Source organism: Streptomyces poriferorum (assembly GCF_019399235.1).
Classification (GTDB): domain Bacteria; phylum Actinomycetota; class Actinomycetes; order Streptomycetales; family Streptomycetaceae; genus Streptomyces; species Streptomyces poriferorum.
The window spans coordinates 1-21418 of sequence record NZ_JAELVH010000036.1 but is presented as its reverse complement, the minus strand read 5'-3'; the positions used below and the strand labels follow the sequence as shown (position 1 = coordinate 21418).

6 protein-coding genes and 6 pseudogenes are annotated in these 21418 nt (G+C 64.7%); 8 read left to right on the top strand and 4 right to left on the bottom strand.

Features of this window, described 5'->3' with window-relative positions:
- The first annotated feature begins 229 nt into the window (after window positions 1–229).
- The 7 genes and pseudogenes from JGS39_RS09690 (at window position 230) to JGS39_RS09660 (ending at window position 8044) form a co-directional block, all read left to right on the top strand.
- The gene (locus tag JGS39_RS09690) at window positions 230–1627 is read left to right on the top strand and encodes an aminotransferase class III-fold pyridoxal phosphate-dependent enzyme (RefSeq protein ID WP_219568350.1); all 1398 of its coding nucleotides are present in this window, start codon (window positions 230–232) and stop codon (window positions 1625–1627) included.
- A gap of 855 nt (window positions 1628–2482) precedes the next feature.
- Window positions 2483–2842, top strand: a pseudogene (locus JGS39_RS09685) (transposase); the annotation flags it as partial.
- A 248-nt stretch (window positions 2843–3090) separates the two neighbouring features.
- The gene (locus tag JGS39_RS09680) at window positions 3091–3924 is read left to right on the top strand and encodes an IS3 family transposase (protein ID WP_308120287.1); all 834 of its coding nucleotides are present in this window, start codon (window positions 3091–3093) and stop codon (window positions 3922–3924) included.
- Window positions 3925–3968: 44 nt separating this feature from the next.
- Window positions 3969–4922: pseudogene (locus tag JGS39_RS09675) on the top strand (IS30 family transposase); the annotation flags it as partial.
- A 36-nt stretch (window positions 4923–4958) separates the two neighbouring features.
- Window positions 4959–5252 (top strand): annotated as a pseudogene (locus tag JGS39_RS09670) (IS3 family transposase); the annotation flags it as partial.
- 217 nt (window positions 5253–5469) lie between these two features.
- Entirely contained in the window at window positions 5470–7149 is a 1680-nt protein-coding gene (locus JGS39_RS09665) for an ISAzo13 family transposase (protein ID WP_236063332.1), read from the top strand.
- A gap of 92 nt (window positions 7150–7241) precedes the next feature.
- Window positions 7242–8044: pseudogene (locus tag JGS39_RS09660) on the top strand (IS5 family transposase).
- 160 nt (window positions 8045–8204) lie between these two features.
- Here the strand turns inward: JGS39_RS09660 and JGS39_RS09655 are convergent.
- Both JGS39_RS09655 and JGS39_RS09650 read right to left on the bottom strand, forming a co-directional pair.
- Window positions 8205–8414: a hypothetical protein gene (locus JGS39_RS09655; RefSeq protein WP_219568348.1), complete on the bottom strand. Its 210-nt coding sequence runs from the start codon at window positions 8412–8414 to the stop codon at window positions 8205–8207.
- Window positions 8411–15133, bottom strand: a complete 6723-nt coding sequence (locus JGS39_RS09650) for a polymorphic toxin-type HINT domain-containing protein (protein ID WP_219568347.1) — start codon at window positions 15131–15133, stop codon at window positions 8411–8413. Before JGS39_RS09650 ends, JGS39_RS09655 begins: the two co-directional genes overlap by 4 nt.
- Before the next feature lie 413 nt (window positions 15134–15546).
- On the opposite strand from JGS39_RS09650, the gene JGS39_RS41620 reads away from it, so the two are divergent.
- Window positions 15547–19836: an FG-GAP-like repeat-containing protein gene (locus tag JGS39_RS41620; RefSeq protein ID WP_308120286.1), complete on the top strand. Its 4290-nt coding sequence runs from the start codon at window positions 15547–15549 to the stop codon at window positions 19834–19836.
- Window positions 19837–19958: 122 nt separating this feature from the next.
- Here the strand turns inward: JGS39_RS41620 and JGS39_RS41855 are convergent.
- Window positions 19959–20198 (bottom strand): annotated as a pseudogene (locus tag JGS39_RS41855) (transposase); the annotation flags it as partial.
- Window positions 20199–20275: 77 nt separating this feature from the next.
- A pseudogene (locus tag JGS39_RS09635) lies at window positions 20276–21366 on the bottom strand (IS630 family transposase).
- Window positions 21367–21418 lie beyond the last annotated feature (52 nt).

Genomic DNA, 21418 nt, shown 5'->3' with positions numbered 1-21418 from the left:
AAGCCCAGCGGTCCCGCAGCCGCGACCGGCTGCCCGGCGCCTGACGCCCTGGCTCCACAGCGGGCGCCGAGTTTCTGCCGCCGAGCCCTCTTGGAGCCGCGCTCAGATACTGCTCCAGCGGCCGGCAGCTGCTCACGATGTGGCCGCCCATTGCGCCTGGTCCGCCCACTCGCCCAGCCGGGCCTTCTGTCTGTCCCTCATGTGCCCGCCGATCTCCCCGGAGAACGCCATGCTCGACCACCCCGCCAACACACACCAGGCCGACCAGCTGCGCGAAGCAGCGGGCAAACACCTGCTCCTGCACTTCGGCCAACACGCGAGCCTGCGAGGCGGCCAGGGAATGTTCCTGCCCGACCGGGCCGCAGGCGTCTACGTCTACGACTCGACCGGTACTCGCTATATCGACGGCCTGTCCGCCCTGTTCTGCGCACAGCTCGGCTACTCCTACGGCCCCGAGTTCGCCAAGACGGCCGAACAGCAACTCAACCGCCTGCCGTTCAGCACCCTGTGGAACACCGCGCACCCCGCCGCAATCGAGCTGGCGGAGCGACTCGCCTCTCTGGCACCCGACGGCATCAACCGCGTGTTCTTCACCTCCGGCGGCTCGGAGTCCGTTGAGTCCGCGTGGAAGCTCGCCCGGATGTACCACGTCGCGCAAGGCCAGCCTCAGCGCACCAAAGCCATCGCCCGCCACACCGCCTACCACGGCCTGACCATGGGTGCCCTCGCGCTCACGGGAATCCCGGCGCTCAAGGAACCCTTCGGCGCACCAGCCTTCGAGGTCACCCACGCACCCAACACCAACCGCTACCGCACCACCGACACCGACGAGGACGCCTTCACCCGGCGGCTGCTGGCCGAAACCGAAGCAGCGGTGCTGGAGGCCGGCCCGGAGAGCGTGGCCATGCTCATCGCCGAACCCGTGCAGAACTCCGGAGGCTGCCTCACGCCTCCGGCGGGCTACTGGGCGGGGCTACGGGCGATGGCGGACCAGTACGGCTTCCTACTGGTCGCCGACGAGGTCATCACCGGTTTCGGCCGCATCGGCGAATACTTCGCCGTGACCAAGTACGGCGCGATCCCCGACATGATCACCACAGCCAAGGGCCTCACTTCGTCCTACGCCACGCTCGGCGCCGTCCTGGTGTCCGACAAAGTCTCCGCGCCCTTCTTCAACGACGGCGTGACCCTTCTGCACGGGCTGACCTTCGCCGGGCATCCGGTCGCCGCCGCCACCGCCCTGACCAACCTCGACATCTTCGAACGAGACGGCGTCCTGGACAACGTCCGCGGCCTGACCGGTCACCTCCACAAACGGCTCGCCGAACTGACCGATCTGAGCATCGTGGGCGACGTACGCGGCGACGGCTTCTTCTGGGCCCTCGAACTCGTCGCCGGAGCGGACGGCCGACGCTTCACCCCTGAGCGCCAGGACGAACTCGTCAAGCAGTTCCTTCCCGCACGCATGCGCGGCCTCGGACTCCTGGCACGCGCGGACGACCGCGGCGACCCGGTCGTGCAGATCGCACCACCCCTGATTTCCACCCGCGAAGAACTCGACGACATCGTCGATCTGCTGGGGCAGGCCCTCACTGATGCGGACCGCTATTTCCTTCACGCCCGCTGACCATCCGAGCCACCCGGCATCGATGACCGCGTGCAGCCCGGTGGACTTCAGATCGGACAGCAAGCGCGCCGCTCGGCGGCCGCGCCGGCATCGGATGGAGTACCACCGGGGAGCCAGGCCCGCTTGGCGGCCGCCGCGCGGGATCGGCGGGGCCGTTTGTTTTGTCGAAGCCGGCGGTCAGCTCGTCCAGGTTGTCGCGCTCGATCTGCCGCTGCGCGGAAACGCCACGCTTGCCGACCCGCTCACGGATCGCTCGCAGCGATGCCAGCAGTCAGAAGGACGGAACCACCGCTACTGGAGCCGCCACTGGGCGGGTAGTCGGTGTCGTAGCCAGCCATGACGCAAGAAGGGCATTTGGAATGCCAAACTGCGCGATCCTCGGCTGCGCGATGCCTCAGGTGCCCTTCGGGCGTGCGTCAGAGGTCGCACGTAGCGCCCATAGCGCACGTAGTGCACATTGATCTTGTGTCCGTTTCGCCATCAGCACGCCGCTGACCTGCGATTTTCTTCCACATGTTTTGTGTGGACCTGTTTCTTGTGACGTCGCATGTTGAGTGCGTGGCTATTCTGGAGCCTGCCACAAAGGGGCTCTGACCTGCAGTTTTCTTGGGTCTCTCAGGTGGGGACGGTGCTGCTCGACCTGTTTTCCGAAGTTCGCCGCGTGGAGCGTGTTGTAGGTTGCCGCCACGTGGCTCACCTGCGGTTTCGCAGCGTGAGCGTGAGTTCAGCACGCTCTGCGCAACTCCGTCGGAGACGGGATCGGCAAATGTCTTGACGCTCGTTCGACGCTGTTTCTGACGGTGTGTGAGGTGGGCTGCCTGGACCAGATGGCGCGGGTTAACCGACTTGGCAGTCCGCAAGACCGGCTTGGACACCGCAATATCAGCGGCGTTGACGCCGTGGAGGAAGGCGCGGGCGGAGCACGATCCGGGCAAGAGGCTGCTGGATGTGGCTCTGGCGGTCGCGATGGGCGGGGACTGCCCGGTCGACGTGGGAATGCTGCGGGCCGAGCCGGCCGTGTTCGGGCCGGTGGCCTCCGACCCGACCGTCTCCCGCCTCATCACGCCCTCGCCGCAGCCGGGCCAAAGGCCCTGACCGCGCTCCGGGCCGCACGGGCCGACGTCCGCCAGCAGGGTCTGGCGGTTGGCCGACCGGAAAGCGCCTGATGCGGGCGGGACGGTGACCGTGGACCTCGACGGGGTGCTGCTGATCGCACTGCGCGGGTGGGTGAAGTAGGCGAAGATCGACCGCGGTGAGGGGCCCGCCGGGGCTTTGACTACTGCGGAGCGTGAGGAACTGGTCCGGCTGCGGCGGAAGGTCCGCGAGCAGGAGGCGACGATCGAGGTTCTGGGAAAGCTTCTTCGCTCAGGACAAGATGAGGTAGACACCGCGGCACGGTGTCCCTTCATTGATGTGGAGAAGGCGTCGGAGGGTAATCCCGCAGGTCACAGCGTTTCGTTCCTGTGCCGCGTGCTGGGGGTGCCCCGCTCCACCTACTACGCGCACCGGGCGTCACGGCCGGCCCGGACGGTGCGGGACAGGGCCGAGGAGGTGCTGGTAGGCGAGATCCGGGTGCTCCACGCCGGATCTCGCGGCGCCTACAGGGCCCGCGGATCCACGCCGCCCTGCGGCAGGCCGGACGGGCGGTGAACTCCAAGAAGGTCGAGCGGCTGATGCGCAAGCACCGGATCGTCGGGATCACCCGCCGCCGGCGCGGGGGCCTGACCCGGCAGGCGAAGCGGGCGGTGTTCGCCCTCGACCTGGTCGGCCGGGACTTCACCGCGCCCAGACCCGGAATGCGGCTCGTCGGTGACATGACCGAACTCGTCACACTGGAAGGGAAGTTGTATCTGGCGACCTGTATCGATCTCGCGACGCGGGAGGTGGTTGACTGGGCGATAGTCGACCATCACCGCGCCGAGCTACCGGTCGCCGCCCTGCGGATGTCGGCCGGGCGTGGCGGCCTGGAGAACGATTGCATTATGCATACGGACCGCGGCAGCGGGTACACGAGTGACGAATTCCGCACCGAGATACGCAAGTTGCGAATGAGGCAATCGATGGGGCGGGTCGGCTCTTGTTACGATAATGCTGCCGCGGAAAGCTGGTTCGCCCTCCTGAGAGCAGAGATCGGGACGACCGTGTGGGAGACCCGCGAGGCTGCCCGATCCGACGTTTTCCGGTACGTCGAGGTCGAGTACAAGCGCAGCCGGCTCCGCCGGCACCCCGACTACGGATACGTCACCCCGCTCGAAACGAGATCCCTACTCAGGCAGAACCTCGCCCCGGCAGCGTAAACAACCGCTGTTCAGCTCGCGGGGGGAACTTCAGCAAGTCGGTTTACCGGGCTCTGGTCGCACAGTGGAAAGCACGGCAGGCCGCGAGGCGCCCGAAAACTGCGAAGCTCGCGGGCAACGCCCGGTTGCGTGAGTACGTGCAGGATCGACTCGCCGGCAGTGTCCGTCGACCCGACGGCACGACCGTCACCGGGCCCAGGACGCCAGCATGGACAGGGCTGAACAAGCCGCATCGCCAGGACCGAAGATGGGCGACGGTATGGACCCCGGAACAGATCTCACACCGGCTCCATGTCGATTTCCCTGTTGATGAGTCCATGCGCATCAGCCATGAAGCGATCTACCAGGCGCTGTTCATTGAGGGCCGTGGCGCGCTCACGCGGGAGCTGGTCACGTGCCTGCGCACCGGCCGGGCGCTGCGGACTCCCCGTGCACGGTCGCAGAACAAGCCACAGGGGCATGTCACCGCGGACGTCGTCCTCAGCGAACGGCCTGCCGAGGCCGGGGACCGCGCGGTCCCCGGACACTGGGAGGGCGATTTGATCATCGGGACGGGCCGCTCCGCGATCGGCACTCTGGTCGAGCGCACCTGCCCCGGCTCGAGGGCTGGGGCGAGAATCCGCCCGTGAAGAACGGCCCTTCGCTCGGGGGGTACGGCGCGATCACGATGAACGCGGCGCTCATGAAGTCGATGACTCGGCTGCCCGAGCAGCTGCGCAAGGCCCTTACCTGGGACCGTGGGAAGGAACTCTCCGGCCATGCCCAGTTCGCTCTCGATACTGGGACGAAGGTGTTCTTCGCCGATCCGCACTCGCCCTGGCAGCGACCGACGAACGAGAACAGGAACGGACTGCTGCGTCAGTGCTTTCCCAAGGGCACCGATCTCTCCCGGTGGTCGTGCACGGACCTGGAGGGCCGTCGCGATGGCGATCAACAACCGGCCCCGCATGATCCTCGGTTGGAAGACACCCGCCGAGGCGTTCAACGAGCAGCTATAGTTCAACAAGCTGATGTTGTAACAACCAGTTGAATTCGCTCAGTTCCGGTCCCGGAAAATCGTCGGCGCACTCGGCCACCACCAGATCGTGGGCTCGATAGGACGGGTCGGAGTGGCGGGCGACAATGCAGCCATGGAGTCCTTCTTCAGCCTGCTGCAGAGGAACGTCCTCGACCGCCGGACGTGGGACACCCGCCAGGAACTGCGGATCGCCATCGTGACCTGTATCGAGAAGACCTACCACCGGCGCTGTCGACAAGCCGCACTCGGCCGACTGATCCCAGCCGAATTCGAAGCCGTCATGTCCATACCGGCCCTCCAGGCCGCGTGACTGAACCTGTCACCCGACCCTGCATCAGACCCGACCGTTACGTGACCTGCCATTCTGGTGTCGGCATCGAGGGGGTCACCTCAATCAGCCTGGCCACGAATATCCAGACCAACCGAAACGACCCTCCGAAGAATCTGGCAGGGCCGCCACGAAGGAGCGCATAGGGCTTGCCGGGAAACAAGTCGTGGCTTCCAGCTGTCGGACTCGTTGTTCTGGTATGGGGAGACCAGAGGGGATCGAGGACGTTCTGGCGGCGAAGTTCCAGGTGTTGTTGCCGCATCTCGATGAGCGTCAGCGTCGGCTGGCCATAGGGGCGGAAGCGCTGTCGCTGGGGCACGGTGGGATCAGGATCGTTGCTGCCGCGGCCGGGGTTCGGGAGGGGACGGTCTCGCGCGGGGCGGCTGAACTGGATTCTGACCAGGTGCTGTTGGGTCGAACCCGTCGCCCTGGTGGGGGCCGGAAGAGGGCAGCGGATCTTGATCCGGGGCTGCGGCCCGCTCTACTTGGGCTGGTCGAGCCCGACGAGCGGGGTGACCCGATGTCGCCGCTGCGCTGGACGACGAAGTCGACCCGGAAGCTGGCAGCGGAGCTGACCCGGCAGGGCCATCGGGTCTCCGCCGACACGGTCGCCGGCCTGCTGCGGGAGGAAGGCTTCAGTCTGCAGGCTAACGCCAAGACCATCGAGGGTGCCCAGCACTCCGACAGGGACGCCCAGTTCCGCTACCTCAACGAGCAGGCACGAGACCACAGGGACGCCGGTGACCCGGTGATCAGCGTGGACAGCAAGAAGAAGGAGCTGATCGGCGACTACAAGAACGCCGGGCACGAGTGGCAGCCCGCAGGGCAGCCGGTGAGGGTCAAGACGCACGACTTCCCCGGCCAGGCGGAGAAGGCTATTCCGTACGGCATCTATGACATGGCGGCGAATACCGGCTGGGTCAGCATCGGCACCGATCACGACACTGCGGCGTTCGCCGTGGCCTCGATCCGGCGCCGGTGGCAGGCCCGCGGCCGGCACGACTACCCCCGCGCCCGCCGACTGCTGATCACCGCCGACGGCGGGGGCTCCAACGGCTACCGCACCCGCGGCTGGAAGACCCACCTCGCCGACCTCGCTGCCGAGACCGGCCTTGGGATTACGGTGTGCCACCTTCCGCCCGGCACCTCGAAGTGGAACAAGATCGAGCACCGGCTGTTCTCCCACATCACCATGAACTGGCGAGGCAGACCCCTGACCAGCCATGAGGTCATGATCCAAACCATCGCCGCGACCACCAGCCGCACCGGCCTCACCGTCCAGGCTGAACTCGACAGCGGCGAGTACCCCACCGGCATCCGCATCAGCGACGACGAGATCGCCACCCTGCCCATCACCCGCCATCGCTTCCACGGCGACTGGAACTACACCCTCCACCCCCAGCAGATGGACGCGGCGACCACCGGCAGCACACCGGCCGAGGCCCTGGCGGACCTCCCCTCGCACCTCACACGGTATGCACTCCAGAACCCGGAACTGACCGGAATGACCCGCCGGCAACTCAGCGAAGTCATCGACGCGTTGACTCCAGAGATGGAGGTTCAGCGTGAGCAAGTACTCCGTGCGCGCCGAGGCCACGAGCGCCTGGTTGCTCCTGGCGCTGGTGCCAAAGCCAAGCTCACCTCAGCTGACCGGGTCCTGGCCACCGTGCTCCACCTGCGAAAACTCGCGCCCATGCACCTTCTGGGCCAGCTCTTCAACACCACCGCCATGACCATCAGCCGCGCAGCGAAAGACGTCCGCCCGCTACTGGAAGCGCATGGCGTTCACCTCACCTCCTCAACCGCCCGTTTCCACACACCGGAAGACGTCGTCAGCTTCCTCGACACCGACGAAACCAAGATCAAATCGGCGTGTTGATTCCCGGCAAGCCCATAGAGCTCGTAACACGATCTTGCTGAATCGTCCTGGTAGGCCGTTACCGGTGTGATGATTCGGCCGTTCGTGAGGGTGTGGGTACTCGACCGTGGATCGTGGACGATGAGTCGTGGGCTCTGGTCGCGCCGTGGCCGGAGCGGTCTCCGGGGCCGAGGCCGGTGTCGGACCGGCTCTGCCTTCAGGGCATCCTGTTCGTCCTCTACAACGACATAGCCTGGCAACTCCTGCCCCTGGAGCTCGGGTTCGGTTCGGGACAGACCTGCTGGCGCCGACTGGACAGGTGGCAGGAGGCAAGAGGCAGGAGTCTTCGACCAGTTGCATCAGGTCCTGCTCGCCGAGCTGAATGCGGCCGGTGAACTCGACTGGTCACGTGCGTGTGTGGACGGTTCCCACATCCGCGCGAAAAAGGGGGCGCCGACACCGGTCCGTCGCCGGTCGACCGGCGGAAGACAGGCAGCAAGCACCACCTGATCTGCGACGGACGCGGCACCCCGCTCAAGGTCATCACGACCGCGGCCAACGTCAACGACGTCACCCAGACCCTGGCCTGGTCGACGGCATCCCACCCGTTGCAGGCCGACCCGGCCGGCCCCGCCGACGACCAGAAGCCCTGCTCGGCGACAAAGGCTACGACTCCAACGCCCACCGCGACGAGCGCCGTCACCGACGAATCCTGCCCGTCATCTTCCGCAAGGGATCACCGAACATCAAGGGCATCGGCAAGCTGTGATACGTCGTCGAGCAGACCTTCGCCCTGCTCCACCACTTCAAACGACTCGCCGTCCGCTGGGAACGCCGCACCGAACTCCACGACGCCTTCGTCTCCCTCGCCTGCAGCCTCATCTGCTACCGACGTCTCAAGAAGACCCGACCATGATCATGTTACGAGCTCATAGCCGTTGTCGTTGTGGACGAGGATCGGAGGGAAGAAATCTCATGATTGCTCCCCGATGCCGTCGGAATGGCTTCGACACCGCACAACGTAGAACTGGATCGGCCGCTCCCTTGTGAAGTAAAGGGAGCGGCCGGCCTGAGGATCACATCAAATGAACCTCGACATGAAAGCCTTCCGCGAGCACACCATTCAAGTGCCCGGCATGGGCACCGAGCCACTGTCGCGTTTCGGCGAAGGGAGCGGTCAGCTCAATGAGCACGTAGTCGGGCGCACCGCCGGTCGACCCTCCACAGATACAGCATCGCAGCCGCTCCGTGACCGCGCCGGTCCAAGACGATTGATCGTCGGTCATCCCCACCTCCCACTATTGATCTTATTGTCGACGTATCTTTGCGTCGCATCCTTGATGACAGTGGTGGGCGAACCACTTGGGTTACTCATATCGCGTACGACGATATCGTATGCTCCATTTCCATTACCCAGGACTCTGACAATCTGGCCATCACTCTGAGTGAACAAGGTTCCGTTCTTCCACACATGGTCGACGTCGACACCGCGCATGGCTGTTCGGTCAGCGCCGTGGACGTCCCGAGTAGGGGTTCCGGAATTAGCGCCGGGGACGCTGTCACGCGGAACGACCGGCTCTCCCCAGTTGCAGTAACACTCATCTGCATGTGTAGCGTCTCCACAGGAATTGTGAACCAGGACCGGAGTGGCGCCCGCCAGCGCATAGTACGTGTGGACGTCGGCGATGGTCAGGTCGTGGGTGCGCTGGCGCTTCTGGAAGTGGCGCGCATCCTTCAGCTGAACGGTTTCTCCGTCAGGCGTCCGAAGGTGCATGCCGGGTTCGAGGTTGCCGGCGTCGATCCACTCATCTTCGGATTCCACCCAGAAGGGGTGGGTGGTCGTGGAGATGAGAGCGGCGTCGCCGTCCTTGGTGGTGATGGTGAGGTCGACGAACTCTTTATCGTCTTCTGTGGAAATGGTTCCGACCACTTCCCGGATAGACGTCTTGCCTGTCTCTGGGTCCGTGGCGACTACCTTGTCACCCAGTTCGACGTCCTCGATATTCTTTTTGGTTCCGTCGGCAAGCAGCACGTCAGTGCCGGGCACGAAACTGTGCTTGGTCAAGCATTGCGTCGGAAGGTCGTCCGCCGCCTTCTCGACTCGCTTCAGCTTCATGATCTTAGCGAGCTTTGCGGCTGGAATTACGCTCGCGACACCGGCAACGCAGCTCCAACTCACCATTTCCGCACAGTCCTGCGGATCGAAGATGAGGAACTTGGCAGCGCTCTTAAGTTTCGTCAGGAGGTAATGCTCACCCTCCGGCGCTTTGAAGGGTACCGATTGCCCATTTTTGTATGTTTCGTAGCGGACAGTTTTCTCTGCGCCCTCGGTGTAGGTGTACGACCAGACAACGCTGGCGTCATCACGAATATCCGATTCTCGCTTCATGGTGTGCTGCGTCCATGTACCGCTGCCGCTGGACGTGAACCATTCGGTAGTTTGTTCCCACCCATCGTCCTCGGCTTTTCCGCCGCATCCGCCATAGCCTTCGCACAGTCCGATTGGCCGCAGCCCATCGGGGTCGGACTGTGTGACTGGATTGTTGTTGGCGTAGCTGTATCCATGAATTTGCTGCAGATCACCCGGGTCCATGATCGGGTCGACGCTGATGAAGCGGCCGATGGCCGGATCGTATTCGCGTGCTCCGATGTGGGTGAGACCGGTATCTGAGTCGGTCGTGCCGCCGACGAATCCCTTGTCGCCTGACCAGTTGGTGGGCTGAGTCCCGCGAGGGGCGCCGAAGATGTAACTGCGGCGTTGCGTGGTGGCCTGGGTGAGCGCGTCGATCTGCGTGGTGGTGGTGCCGTGGTGGTCGGCGAGCAGGTAGGTGAGTTTGGCGCCCTGCCGCATGGCGATCGTGTTGCCGTTGAACGTGTAGTAGCGGGTGGCTGTAACGGTTCCGTTCTTGAGGGTGGCTTCGCTGCCATCGGGCAGGTAAAGGGTCGTGCCGGTACTGTCGCGGCGGATCAGCCGCTGGCCACCGGTGTCGTAGAGGTAGCTGGTGTTCTTGGTTCCCTGGCTGGTGGAAGCCAGGTGCCCCTCAGCGTCCCAGGCCAGGGTCTGGGTATCGCCGCCCAGCACCCTTGTCTTGATGTTGCCGGTGGCGTCGTAGGTGTAGGTGTCCTGCGCGGTGCCGGCGGGGCCGGTGGTGGTGACTGAGGGGAGCTTGTGTGTTCCTGCTGCCGGGGTGGCGTAGGTGCGGGTGATGTCACCGGTGGGGCCGGAGGAGGAGGTGTGCTGGGTTTCGGTTTTGCGGTTGCCGATCGCGTCGTAGCTGTATGTGGTCCAGTAGGCGTCGGAGCCCCCGACGGTGGAGGACGAAGGTGCGGCAGTGCAGTTGTCGGTGGTTGTCCATGCCTGGGTGATGCGACGCAGTTCGTCGGTGTCGAAGCACTGGGTGTCGACCTTTCGGGTGGCGTCTTGCCCGGTGCCGGTGGTGACTTGGGTGATATTGCCGGCCGGGTCGTAGTCATAGCCGGTGTCGATGACTCGTTGGGGAGCGGTGTCCCGGTCGCTGGTGGTCTGTTTCAGCAGCCCGGTGTGCTCGTCGTAGATGTTGGAGGTGATCAGCTGCTTGCCGAACTCGCCCATCTGATCGCGGATGGTGCGCCCGTAGTGGTCATAGGTGGTGGCCGAGACCAGTGCGTCGGTGCCGGCGTACATGGTGGTGGGCAGTCCCGCCTCGGTGTAGGCGAGATCGACCTGCTCGTCTGCTGGCAGACCGCCGATGGAGGGGTTGCGGATCCACTTGACCTGGCCGGTGTGGTGGTAGGCGGTGGTCCACTTGTAGGTACCTGCCAGGGCGCCGTTAGCCGTGGTCGCCGGGATGGTCACCTCGGTGATCGAGGGCTTGTAAAGGGTGGAATATGCGGAGACCTTCGTGGTGTAGGCATCCGTGCTGTCGTAGCGGGTGGCCGTCGCCGGCTGGCCCTTGCCGCCAGTAGCGGTGTCGTACGTCCACTGCGCACGCACCGCAGCGCCCTGGGACACCTTCGTGCGGCGGCCCAGTTCGTCGTAGTCGGTGTGCAGCGTGACGCCGCGCATGTCCGTCATGTCCGTGACGCGGTCGCCTGCGTCGTAGACGGTCGTCGAGGCCCCCTTGTCCGGGTCTGTGGTCCCGGTCAGTCGGCCACGCGCGTCGTAGGTGTACGTCCACTGCGCGCCCGACGCGTCTTCGATCTTGGCCAGGCGTCCGTGCTTGTCGTAGTTGAACAAGGTCGACTGCGCAGTCGTGTGATCTTCGTCGGTGTACTCCTGCGCTTCCACTTTGCGCCCGAGTACGTCGATCACCGTCTTGGTCGCTGTCCCGCCGGCCGGGGGTATGACTGTCGTGCTGTCGCCGGTGTAGGAGAGGGTGGTGCGCTTGGTCTCGTCACCGAACCTGCGTGCGATCTGTGCGGTGGTGCGCCCCGCGCGGTCGTAAAGGGTCTCGGTGGCGGAGGGGTAGTTCAGCTCCTGGCCAGTGACCATGACCGGCTCCGCCGCCCCGGTGGCGAAGAACGTGCCGGAATTGTGCCAGGGCAGGCCGCGGGAGTCGTAGAGGGTGCGGGTAGCGAGGCGTCCCGCGCCGTCGGGTGCGGGCTTTTGGGTTGCCACTGTTCGCAGCAGGCCGTCGTGAAATGCGTAGGACGGCTGGTAGATGTCGGCGTGGTTGAGGACATTGGTGGTCACCACCATGGGGCCGTCACGCCGGATCTGGTACGAGAAGGTGTAGCTGGGCCTTGTGGGGTAGGCGGCTGCAGTATGTGCTGCGGTCCACCCCTTGGTCACCCGACCCAGTGGATCGTACTCGCTGGTCGACAGCCGATTGTTGGCGTCCTTGACCTGGATGGCCTGTCCGCGTTCCGCGTCCAGCGTGGTGGTGACGATGTGTCCCTTGGCGTTGGTCTCCGTCCGGACGGTGGGAGCTTCCCCGGTGGTGGGGGTGAAGTCCGTTGTCGTGACCTTGTCGTAGGTGTCAGTGGTCTTCAGCGGCCGCCCGTATATGTCGTAGTCCGCCGCAGCGGTGGTTGACACCGTGTCGTAGCCGGTTCCTCCGCCATTGATCTGCTCGCCCTTGGTGGCCAGGCCCTTGGTAGGTGCGGTGGTGAGGCTGGTCGCGCCGTCGTAGTACGTGCGCACATCGGAGTTCACGTCGCCCGGTCGAGAGACCGTAGCTCCGCAGGTAACGGCCACTTCCTCGATGCGCGAGGGAAGGCTCACCAGATTGGTGGTGGTGTTGCGTACGTAGGTGGTGGTGGTGCAGGACTCGTCGCCGGTCTTGGCCTCGTCGCCGGTCTTGGAGACCGTGTCGACCAGCCCGTAGGAGTCGAACGTCCGAGTCAGAGAGGTCTTGCGCTCCCCTCCCGTGACGGCCGTGCGGGTCTGCTCCTTCTGGACACCAATTTGGTAGCTGACGGCGTCAGGCAGTGTGGTGTCCCAGGTGGTCTTGCGTACCCGGGTGGCGATAGCACTCGAGCGCCACGGTGTGTAAGAGGTCGCCGATACCAACGCGGTGGTGGCGCCGTTGTAGGACGCCTGCTCGCGCAGCATCCCGATGAACTGCGCTCGGTCGGTCACCGACACTCCGGCCGAGTCGGCCACCGCCGCGCCGTCCATGCCGCGGAAGTAGCGGGCTTCGGTCAGCGTGGTGGGATCCAAGCCAGCACCCTTGCGGGTCTGCACCCGCCCGTAACCACGTCCCATGGAATAGGTACGGTCGGCGGCCTTGGTGAACTCGTCCTCAGACTTCGCCCACTCGGCCCCGCCGAGGTAGGTGTACTTCGTAGAAGTATCCGGAGTGTCAGCGAGGTTGTCGCTCTCGATGACTTCAGAGACGACGTAGGAGTTGAACCAGTCAGTTTTGGCAGTCTCTCCCTCGAAGGCCCATTTCACCGGATAGCAGCGGGTGGTGTTGGTCGCATCTGTCGGAGGCAACGTGGCGGCGGTGCATTCGGGCAGGCTGTAGTTGACGCCGATGCCACCGCCCGTCTCGTTGATGATCTGGTTAAGCCGCAGTCGAACGAACGGCGCCAGCCCGTCCCCCGTCTTATCCACCCGGTTTGCCATCTGCTCACCGGAGAACGTGACCGCCGGCAGCCCCAGGGTCCCCCCGGCCATGCCGGTGCGAGTGATGGACTGCAGCCACATCGGTGTGGAGATTCCATCTCCCGACTCCGGGAAACCCTGACTCAGATTCCAGGAGTCCACATCCTTGTACGCCCCACCGGTCAATACCTTCGTCGTAATGGACGTCAGTCTCTTACGGCTCCAGAAGGAAGGCGAGTACTTGTCCTTGCACTCCACATCCTTAGCGCACATCTGGTCCTGGGGGGTGTCGGGCCAGTTCGCGGCGTGGTTTGTGTCGAAGGTGTTGCAGTCGGCCAGGCAGCGCTCGCTGACACCGAAGTGCACTTGGCCCATCGCCTTGGCGGTGTAGACGCTGCTGTCGCGCAGCCCGTAGTCGATGCGGCTCAGAGAGGCGCTGCGGATGTAGGGGGTGTTGGTGGAAGCGCCGGTGGTTTCGTTGACGTTGCGCCCGTAGTAGTTGGTGTCCTTGTTCCAGTAATAAGCCATCGCGTTGCCACGCGGGTCGACCACATAGTCCAGCTCCCAGCGGTACGCCTGCTGGCACCAGCCGGAAGCGAAGGAGGCGTTGTAGCACGGCTCGCCGGGGTGATTACCGAACACCGGCATCGTCAGTGTCGAATTCGTCTCCGGGTCGTCCGCTTCGGTGCCGTGATTCGACCAGTTCGGCAGGCGGTTACGCCCGAAGAAGTACTGCGTCCCATCCGTCGTGGTGATCTTCCAGTGCTCGCCGGTGCCATCCACACCGCTGGTGCCTTCGTCACCGTTGACCGCACCGGTCAGCTTCTCGACCTTCTCTCCCGAATCGGCGGCCGGGTGCCAGCCCTTGGCCGCGTCGTACACCAGTTCGGTGGTCTTGCCGTTCAACGACAGAACTGCGTTGTCGTTGAACCAGCACATGTCGCCGACCTTGGTGGCGTTGGTCGCCCCGGACTTGTCCTTGTCGTCGTTGCACGGCTTGTACCGCCGCTCAATGTGTCCGGGCTGCCAGTCCCAGCCGTCCCCTATCCAGCTGGGCTGGTTGTTCGATGCCGCCGTCCGGCCATCCACCGCCTGCGACGAGTAGCCCAGCGTGACATCAGGAATCAACTCCCCTGGAACATCGGGCACACCGATCGGGTAACCCCAGGAGAAGGCGCCAGCCGATCCGCCGGCACTCCAGTTCCCCGATGGCTGCTGCGAGGTGGCCTTGAAGCTGCCCGAGGCGCCTTCCGCGCCCGCAGTTACCGCCAGAACAACTGCTTCCGCCTGGGGCACGCCCAGGGCGTTGACTGCGGTAGCCGCTGTGGGGGTGACCGTCGCGGTGAGCGATCCGGTCTTCGTGTCGTTGCGTGTGACCAGCGGCCGCCCTCTGCCGCAGCCCTTTGCCGCGGGTTCATTCAGTGCGCACGTGGGCAGTTGCACCAAGCGCAGCCGGGCGGCGAAGTCACCGCCGAACGCCTTGCGGTAGGCGGAGTAATCCACCGTGACATCCAGCGGCTGCTTGATCTTGGCGCCGTCAGCTCGCTTCAGAGAGACCAACGCCCCTTCGGCGCCCGCCGCGTCCGCCGCCGCCCGGTCTTCCACGGTCACGCGGAAGCGAGCGCCCGAGCCGTTACCCGTAGCGCGGGCCGCACCCCCCGCGGGCGCGACCCGAACCGGCAGTTCCCCCGCCTGCACGCCGCCTGCCGACCCATCAACGAGGGCGACTTCCGCGGTGCCCGCCTTCGGCCACGTCACCGTCGGCTCGCGCCAAGCATGTGCCGCGGCGTCATCGACGCGCTTCCCCCGCCCGGTCTTCACCGTGGAGACCTGCACCGCCTTCGGCTGGTGCAACTGCGGCAACTCACGCCCGCCTCCCACCGGCTTGGGCGCCGCTAGCGCCTGCGCCGGGAACGCGCTCATGAGTACCGCCGTCGCGACAGACCAGACAATTCCGCGCATGATGGATCGACTCACACCCCACCCCTCTCAATTCTCAGCAAAATCGCCGCAGCCTAGCAAAGCCAAAAGCGCGTTCCCGCAAGCAGAGCCCCTATTCGACGAGCAAGGAGACCGCTGGCACACCCGGATGAGCCCAAACTCTCTATACCGGTCAAGTTATAGGCATTTACGCCATGAAGTCACTTATTGGACTCACCGTTGCACCTACCGCACCGGACATGAGGGACACACCACTCAATAGCTCGTCAGCTGGGCTGGATGAGCGGATCGACGTTGGGCAAGTGCTCGACTCGCGATATATGGTCCCGGCTGTCACGGTCGGCTACGAATGAACACGAGGAGTGGATATGTCCCGAAGTCCGGGGAGGGGCTGGGAGGTGCATAGGCACCTGGCGCGGTCGATAGCCGTGCTACTCGCCGCAAGTCTGGTGAGCGCCGGTGCCGTGGTGCCCGCAGTCGCAGATACGGCGCAGGGCTCTATTGCGGTAACCAGTGGTTCGGTCGCGGATGGGTCGCTGTCAGAGGAGGACGCGGCGCTGCAGCAGGCGCAGACGTCCGGGCTGCCGGTGGAAGTCGTCGCACAGCGCACTGAAGTGTCGGATATGTGGGCGAATCCAGACGGGTCATTCTCCACCAAACGCTACGGCGCCCCTGTCCGGGTCATGCGCAACGGGACTTGGGTGACGGCGGACCCGACGTTGGTTTTCGCCGCTGACGGCACAGTAACGCCCAGGGCCGCAGCGGTGGACGTGATGTTCTCCGGTGGAGGGTCGGGTCCGCTGCTGTCGGGGGTGAAGGATGGTCGCACCCTGTCGCTGACCTGGCCCAACGCGCTTCCCCAGCCGACACTGGACGCCAATGTGGCCACCTACGCCGAGATCCTGCCGGGGGTTGACCTCCAACTCAAGGCGGAGATCGAGGGCTTCTCCCAACTCATCGTAGTCAAGAGCGCCCAGGCGGCCGCCAATCCAGCACTCGCGACACTGAAGTACCAATTGAACACCGTCGGGCTGAGTGTGGCAGTGGATTCCGCCACCAAAACGGTGGAGGCTACGGACCCGGCCGGGCAGAACGTGTTCACCAGCCCGTCGCCGCTGATGTGGGACTCCGCCACCTCCGAAATCGGCACACAGATGCGTGCCCTGGCAATAGCAGAGGACGCCGATCCCGCTGCCGTCTTCGAGGCCCCGCCAGGTGCACAGGATGCCGAGATGGCCACCACAGTCAACGGAGGCACCCTGGAGATCACCCCCGACCCAAGTCTGTTGAAGGGCACGAGCACCACCTATCCGGTGTACATCGACCCGTCCTGGTCGTGGGGCGAACGTGATCACTGGACCCGTGTGTACCGCAAGTACCCCGGCAACTCATACTGGGACGCCAATGAAGTGGCCCGGGTCGGCTACGAGAACGAGACCCTCGGCCTGTCTCGCTCGTTCTTCCAGTTCGACATCGGTGAGATCAAGGGTGCCCAGGTCAAGTCCTCCACCTTCCGGATCAAGAACACCTGGTCCTGGTCATGTCAGGATCGCCCGGTAGAGCTCTGGCACACCTCCAAGATCAGCAAGGCCACCACGTGGAACAACCAGCCCGCCAAGTACTCAAAGCTCGCCACCGTTGACGACGCCAAGGGCTGGCGGGGTAGCGACGACTGCCCGGCCGGGAACCTGGAGTTCGACGTCACCCCCAAGCTGAACTACGCCGCCGGCAAGAGCTGGGACACCATCACCCTCGGGATGTACGCCTCCGACGAGAGTGACACCTACGGCTGGAAAAAGTTCGACTCCAAGACTATGGAGCTGGAGACCAAGTACAACAATCCGCCCAAACCCCCCTACGCTTTGGGTACCAACCCCAAGTCCTCATGCGCTTCCGGCGGGCTGATCGGCAACACCACGGTCAGCCTCCACGCCACTCTCGACGACCCGGACGCCGGCAACCTCACCGCTGAGTTCCAGGTATTCAAGTCCGGCACCGCCACCCCGGTGATCAGCCAGTCACTGTCCACGCTCAAGCGCAGAGCCGTCACCTTGGTGCTGCCGGCAGCCAGTACACCCACCGGCTCCTACACGTGGAAAGTACGCGCCAAGGACCACGACGGCACCAACTCCGACTGGTCGGCAACGTGCAAGTTCACTCTCGACCGTACCCGGCCCAGCAATCCGCCGACCATCAGCTCCATCCAGTTCCCCGACGGCACTTCCGGCGTACCCGCCTCCACCGGCGCCGCACGAACCTGGGGCACTTTCACCCTGGCCCCCAACGCGGTCGCCGACGCCGTCGCCTACACCTGGTGGACCGATTTCGACCCTGACCAGAACGAAGTCAGCCTGGCGACAGCTGGCACCAGCGCCTCGGTCAAGGTGAGGCCACCGGGCTATGGGCCGCATTTCCTCTACGCCTACAGCATCGACGCCGCGGGCAACCGCTCCGACACTGCGACCTATCTGTTCTACGCCTCCCGCTCGAGCGAGCGTGATTTCCCTGGCGACCTCAACGGAGATGAACAAAAGGACATCTGGACCACCGACTCCAACGGCACGTTGCTGACCTACGCCGGCCAAGGGGACGGCACCTTCGCCTCTGCCACCAACGGCGGCCAGTCCTTTGACAACATCCAGACCACCTACCGGGTTGACTGGGGGCAAGACGGATACACCGACCTAGTCACCCTCGAGGACGACGCCGCCGGCAAGCGGCACCTGTGGACCTACCCCAACAACGGCCAAGGCATCGCCACTACCAACTATCAGGAAGGAAGGCAAGAACTCGACATCGACTGCCCCTACGTCATCGAGCCCGGCACCGACGACGAAAACCCCGACGGATGCCCCGTCGGCTACAACCACTGGCACGACGCAAGCCAGATCATGGAACCCGGGGACCTCAACGGCGACACCAACCCCGACTTGCTGGTCAAGCAAGGGAACAAGTTGTGGCTCTACTTTGGCCACTACAGCAAGAAGCTTGACAAGTTCGGCCCTCCCGTCCTGGTCGGCGGCACCGACTGGGACAAGTACACCGTGCTAGCTCCCGGCGATCTCAACGCCGACGCCATCCCCGACCTGTGGTTGCGAGACAACGCCACCGGTGACGTCTGGCGTTCCTACGGCACCAAGACCAGCGCCGGCAAGCTCAACCTTGCCACGTGGGGCACGAACACCCGCACCAAGATCCGCACCGGACTCAGCGCCAACAGCTATCCCGGCATCGGAACCGTCGGCGACTTCAATGGTGACAACGTCGCCGACCTGTGGGTTCGCAAAGCTGACAACAGCATGTATCTCATCCCCGGCCAAAGCGACGGCACCTTCGGCTCCGCCACTCTGATCGACGGCGCCAACGGCGGAGCACGCATCCCGTCGGGAACCACCATCACCCCTGGCCAGTCCTACGCCTCCGCCTCAGTCACCCTGGAACTCACCAACGGCAAATTGATCATCAAAGCCAAGGCGACCGGCAAGGAACTCTGGGCTACCCCCACAACCACCGGCACCAAAGCCATCATGCAGACGAATGGCAACCTCGTCCTCTACAACTCCGATGACACCATCGCCTGGCAGTCCGCCACCAGCGGCACCAACAGCTACGCCACCCTCTACGACCGCGGCAACCTCACCGTCCACAACGCCAAGGGTGAATCCCTGTGGTCCAGCGGCACCCACACCCGCCAGGACTACAACGGCGACGGCCGCAGCGACGTCGCCACCTGGTACGACTACGCCGACGGCACCGACAAGGTCCACACGTGGAGCGGCGGCAGCGACGGAGCCCTGCAACAACCCAGCGTCGCCTACAGTGCCGTCGCCGGAACCTGGACCATGGCCAACACTCAGCGAATCACCGGTGACTTCAACGGCGACGGCCGCTCCGACATCGGAGTCTTCTACGGCTACAGCGATGGTGCCGTGAAGCTCTACACCTGGCTCGCCCGGACAGACGGCACCTTCGGGAACGCCACCGCATCCTGGAGCGTCCCACCTGGCTCCTGGACCTTCCACCGCATGACCTCACGCGCAGGTGACTACAACGGCGACGGCCGCGACGACGTCGCTGTCTGGTACGACTACGCCGACGGCAGCGACAAGATCTTCACTTTCCTGTCCAAGCCGAACGGCACCTTCAACAATCCCTTCTCCTCCTTCACCCGCACCACCGGCTGGACTTTCGACAACCTGAAACTGACCACCGGCGACTACAACGGTGACGGCCGGGACGACCTCGCGGCGATGTACTTCTACCCCGAGGGTGAGGTCAAGATGCTCACCCTCCTCGCCTTGCCTACTGGCGGCTTCAACAACACCGCCGTGGAGGGCTGGTCCAGCACTAGTTGGGGCAGCTACGACCGCACCAGCGTCCAATCCGGCGACTTCAACGGCGACGGCAAGGACGACATCGCCTCCTGGTACGACTACGCCGACGGCTCCGACTCCGTCATCACCTTCACCCCAGGAGACGCCGACGGCTCCCTCGACACCCGCAAGATCGCCTGGACTGCCGCAGCCGGTCGCTACACCCGAGACAACATGCGACTGTTCGGTGGCGACTTCAATGGCGATGGACGCGACGACCTCGCCGCCAACTACGGCTACGACGACGGCCCCGTCAAGATGATCACCTGGGTCGCAAAGGATAACGGCACCTTCAACGAGCCGCTCCACGGCGCGGAGAAGACCAGCGGCTGGGCCTACGACAGCATGCGCGTATTCGGTCACTGACCCCGCAGACAACACCATCACCGTGGCCCCGGCGCAATTCCGGGGCCACGGCCATTTTGCGGGCCAACCTCATGCTGGAACCCGGTCCAGGGGAGAAGTGCGGCCTATCAGGAGCAGGTCATCACCACCGCAACCGCCCGACGGGCCAGCCTCGCGCGAACAGCGTCCACCGGCCACGTCGACGACGTCATGAACTGCTGCAACTGCTGATGGTCCACTCCGAGGCGTCCGGCCATCGGCTGCATCGACTTCCGCCGCCTGTCCAGCAGCAGGCCCCGCCGGCACAGGCTGCCCTTCACCCGCTGGTCAGTACGCACCAACGGCGCGAACAACTCCCGGCCGAACTTCCCCAACCGGTCCAGACGCGCGGCGAGTTCGTCTACATATCAGAAGGAAACCACCAGAAAGGGTCCTTGCCCAGAGATGTAGCGAAGCCCTACTAGTGACCTGAGTCAGAGATTCGTCGGCAGTAGGCGGCGACTTTGTCGAGGATTTCGTCGGCTGTCTTGGTCCAGACGAAGGGTCTGGTTGGTTGTTCCAGTCGGCGATCCAGGTCCTGATGTCGTGTTCGAGGGCCTGGACGGAGCGGTGGACGCCGCGCTTGAGCTTCTTCTGGGTCAGCTCGGCGAACCATCGTTCGACCAGGTTCAACCAGGACGCGCTGGTCGGAGTGAAATGCAGCTGGAAGCGTGGGTGGGCCAGCAGCCACTTCTTGATCTCGGGTGTCTTGTGGGTCGCGTAGTTGTCCAGGATCAGATGAACCTGGAGATCGGCCGGGACCTCCTTGTCCAGCTTCGTGAGGAATTTCTTGAACTCCGCCGCCCGGTGGCGGCGGTGGAGGGAGTCGATGACCTTGCCGGTGGCGACCTCGAGGGCGGCGAAGAGGGTGGTGGTGCCGGCGCGGATGTAGTCGTGGCTGCGGCGCTCGGGAACACCGGGCATCATCGGCAGGACCGGCTGGGACCGGTCCAGGGCCTGGATCTGCGACTTTTCGTCCACGCAGAGCACCAGGGCCTTCTCCGGCGGATCGAGGTAAAGGCCGACGACGTCGCGGACCTTGTCGATGAACAGCGGGTCGGTCGAGAGCTTGAACGTCTGCGACCGGTGCGGCGCCAGGGCGAACGCCCGCCAGATCCGCGAGACCGTCGACTGCGACATCCCGGTGGCCGAAGCCATCGACCTGGTCGACCAGTGGGTGGCGTTCTTCGGGGTCTCCTCAAGTGTCTTGACGATGACCCGCTCGACGTCAGCGTCGGTGATCTTCCGCGGGACGCCGGGTCGCGGGTCGTCGCACAAACCGTCCAGGCCCCGCTCGATGAAGCGGCGCCGCCAGGTGCGGACCGTGTCAGGAGTGATTCGCAGCCGGCGGGAGACCTCCATGATCGAGTGGCCCTCGGCGCACTCCAGCACGATCCGCGACCGCTGAGCCAGGGCCTGGGCCGTCGCGCGACGACGTAACCAGCCCTCCAGCACCGCCCGCTGGGCATCGGTCACAGACAACGGAGGAATCTTCGGACCCGGACGACTCATGCCCGACTAACGACGAATCTCTGACTCGGGTCACTAGGCACTGTTTCTCGGA

Coding starts and splice junctions, on each gene's coding strand:
- JGS39_RS09690 (WP_219568350.1), top strand. CDS start 230: ATGCTCGACCACCCCGCCAACACACACCAGGCCGACCAGCTGCGCGAA.
- JGS39_RS09665 (WP_236063332.1), top strand. CDS start 5,470: ATGGGGAGACCAGAGGGGATCGAGGACGTTCTGGCGGCGAAGTTCCAG.
- JGS39_RS09655 (WP_219568348.1), bottom strand. CDS start 8,414: ATGACCGACGATCAATCGTCTTGGACCGGCGCGGTCACGGAGCGGCTG.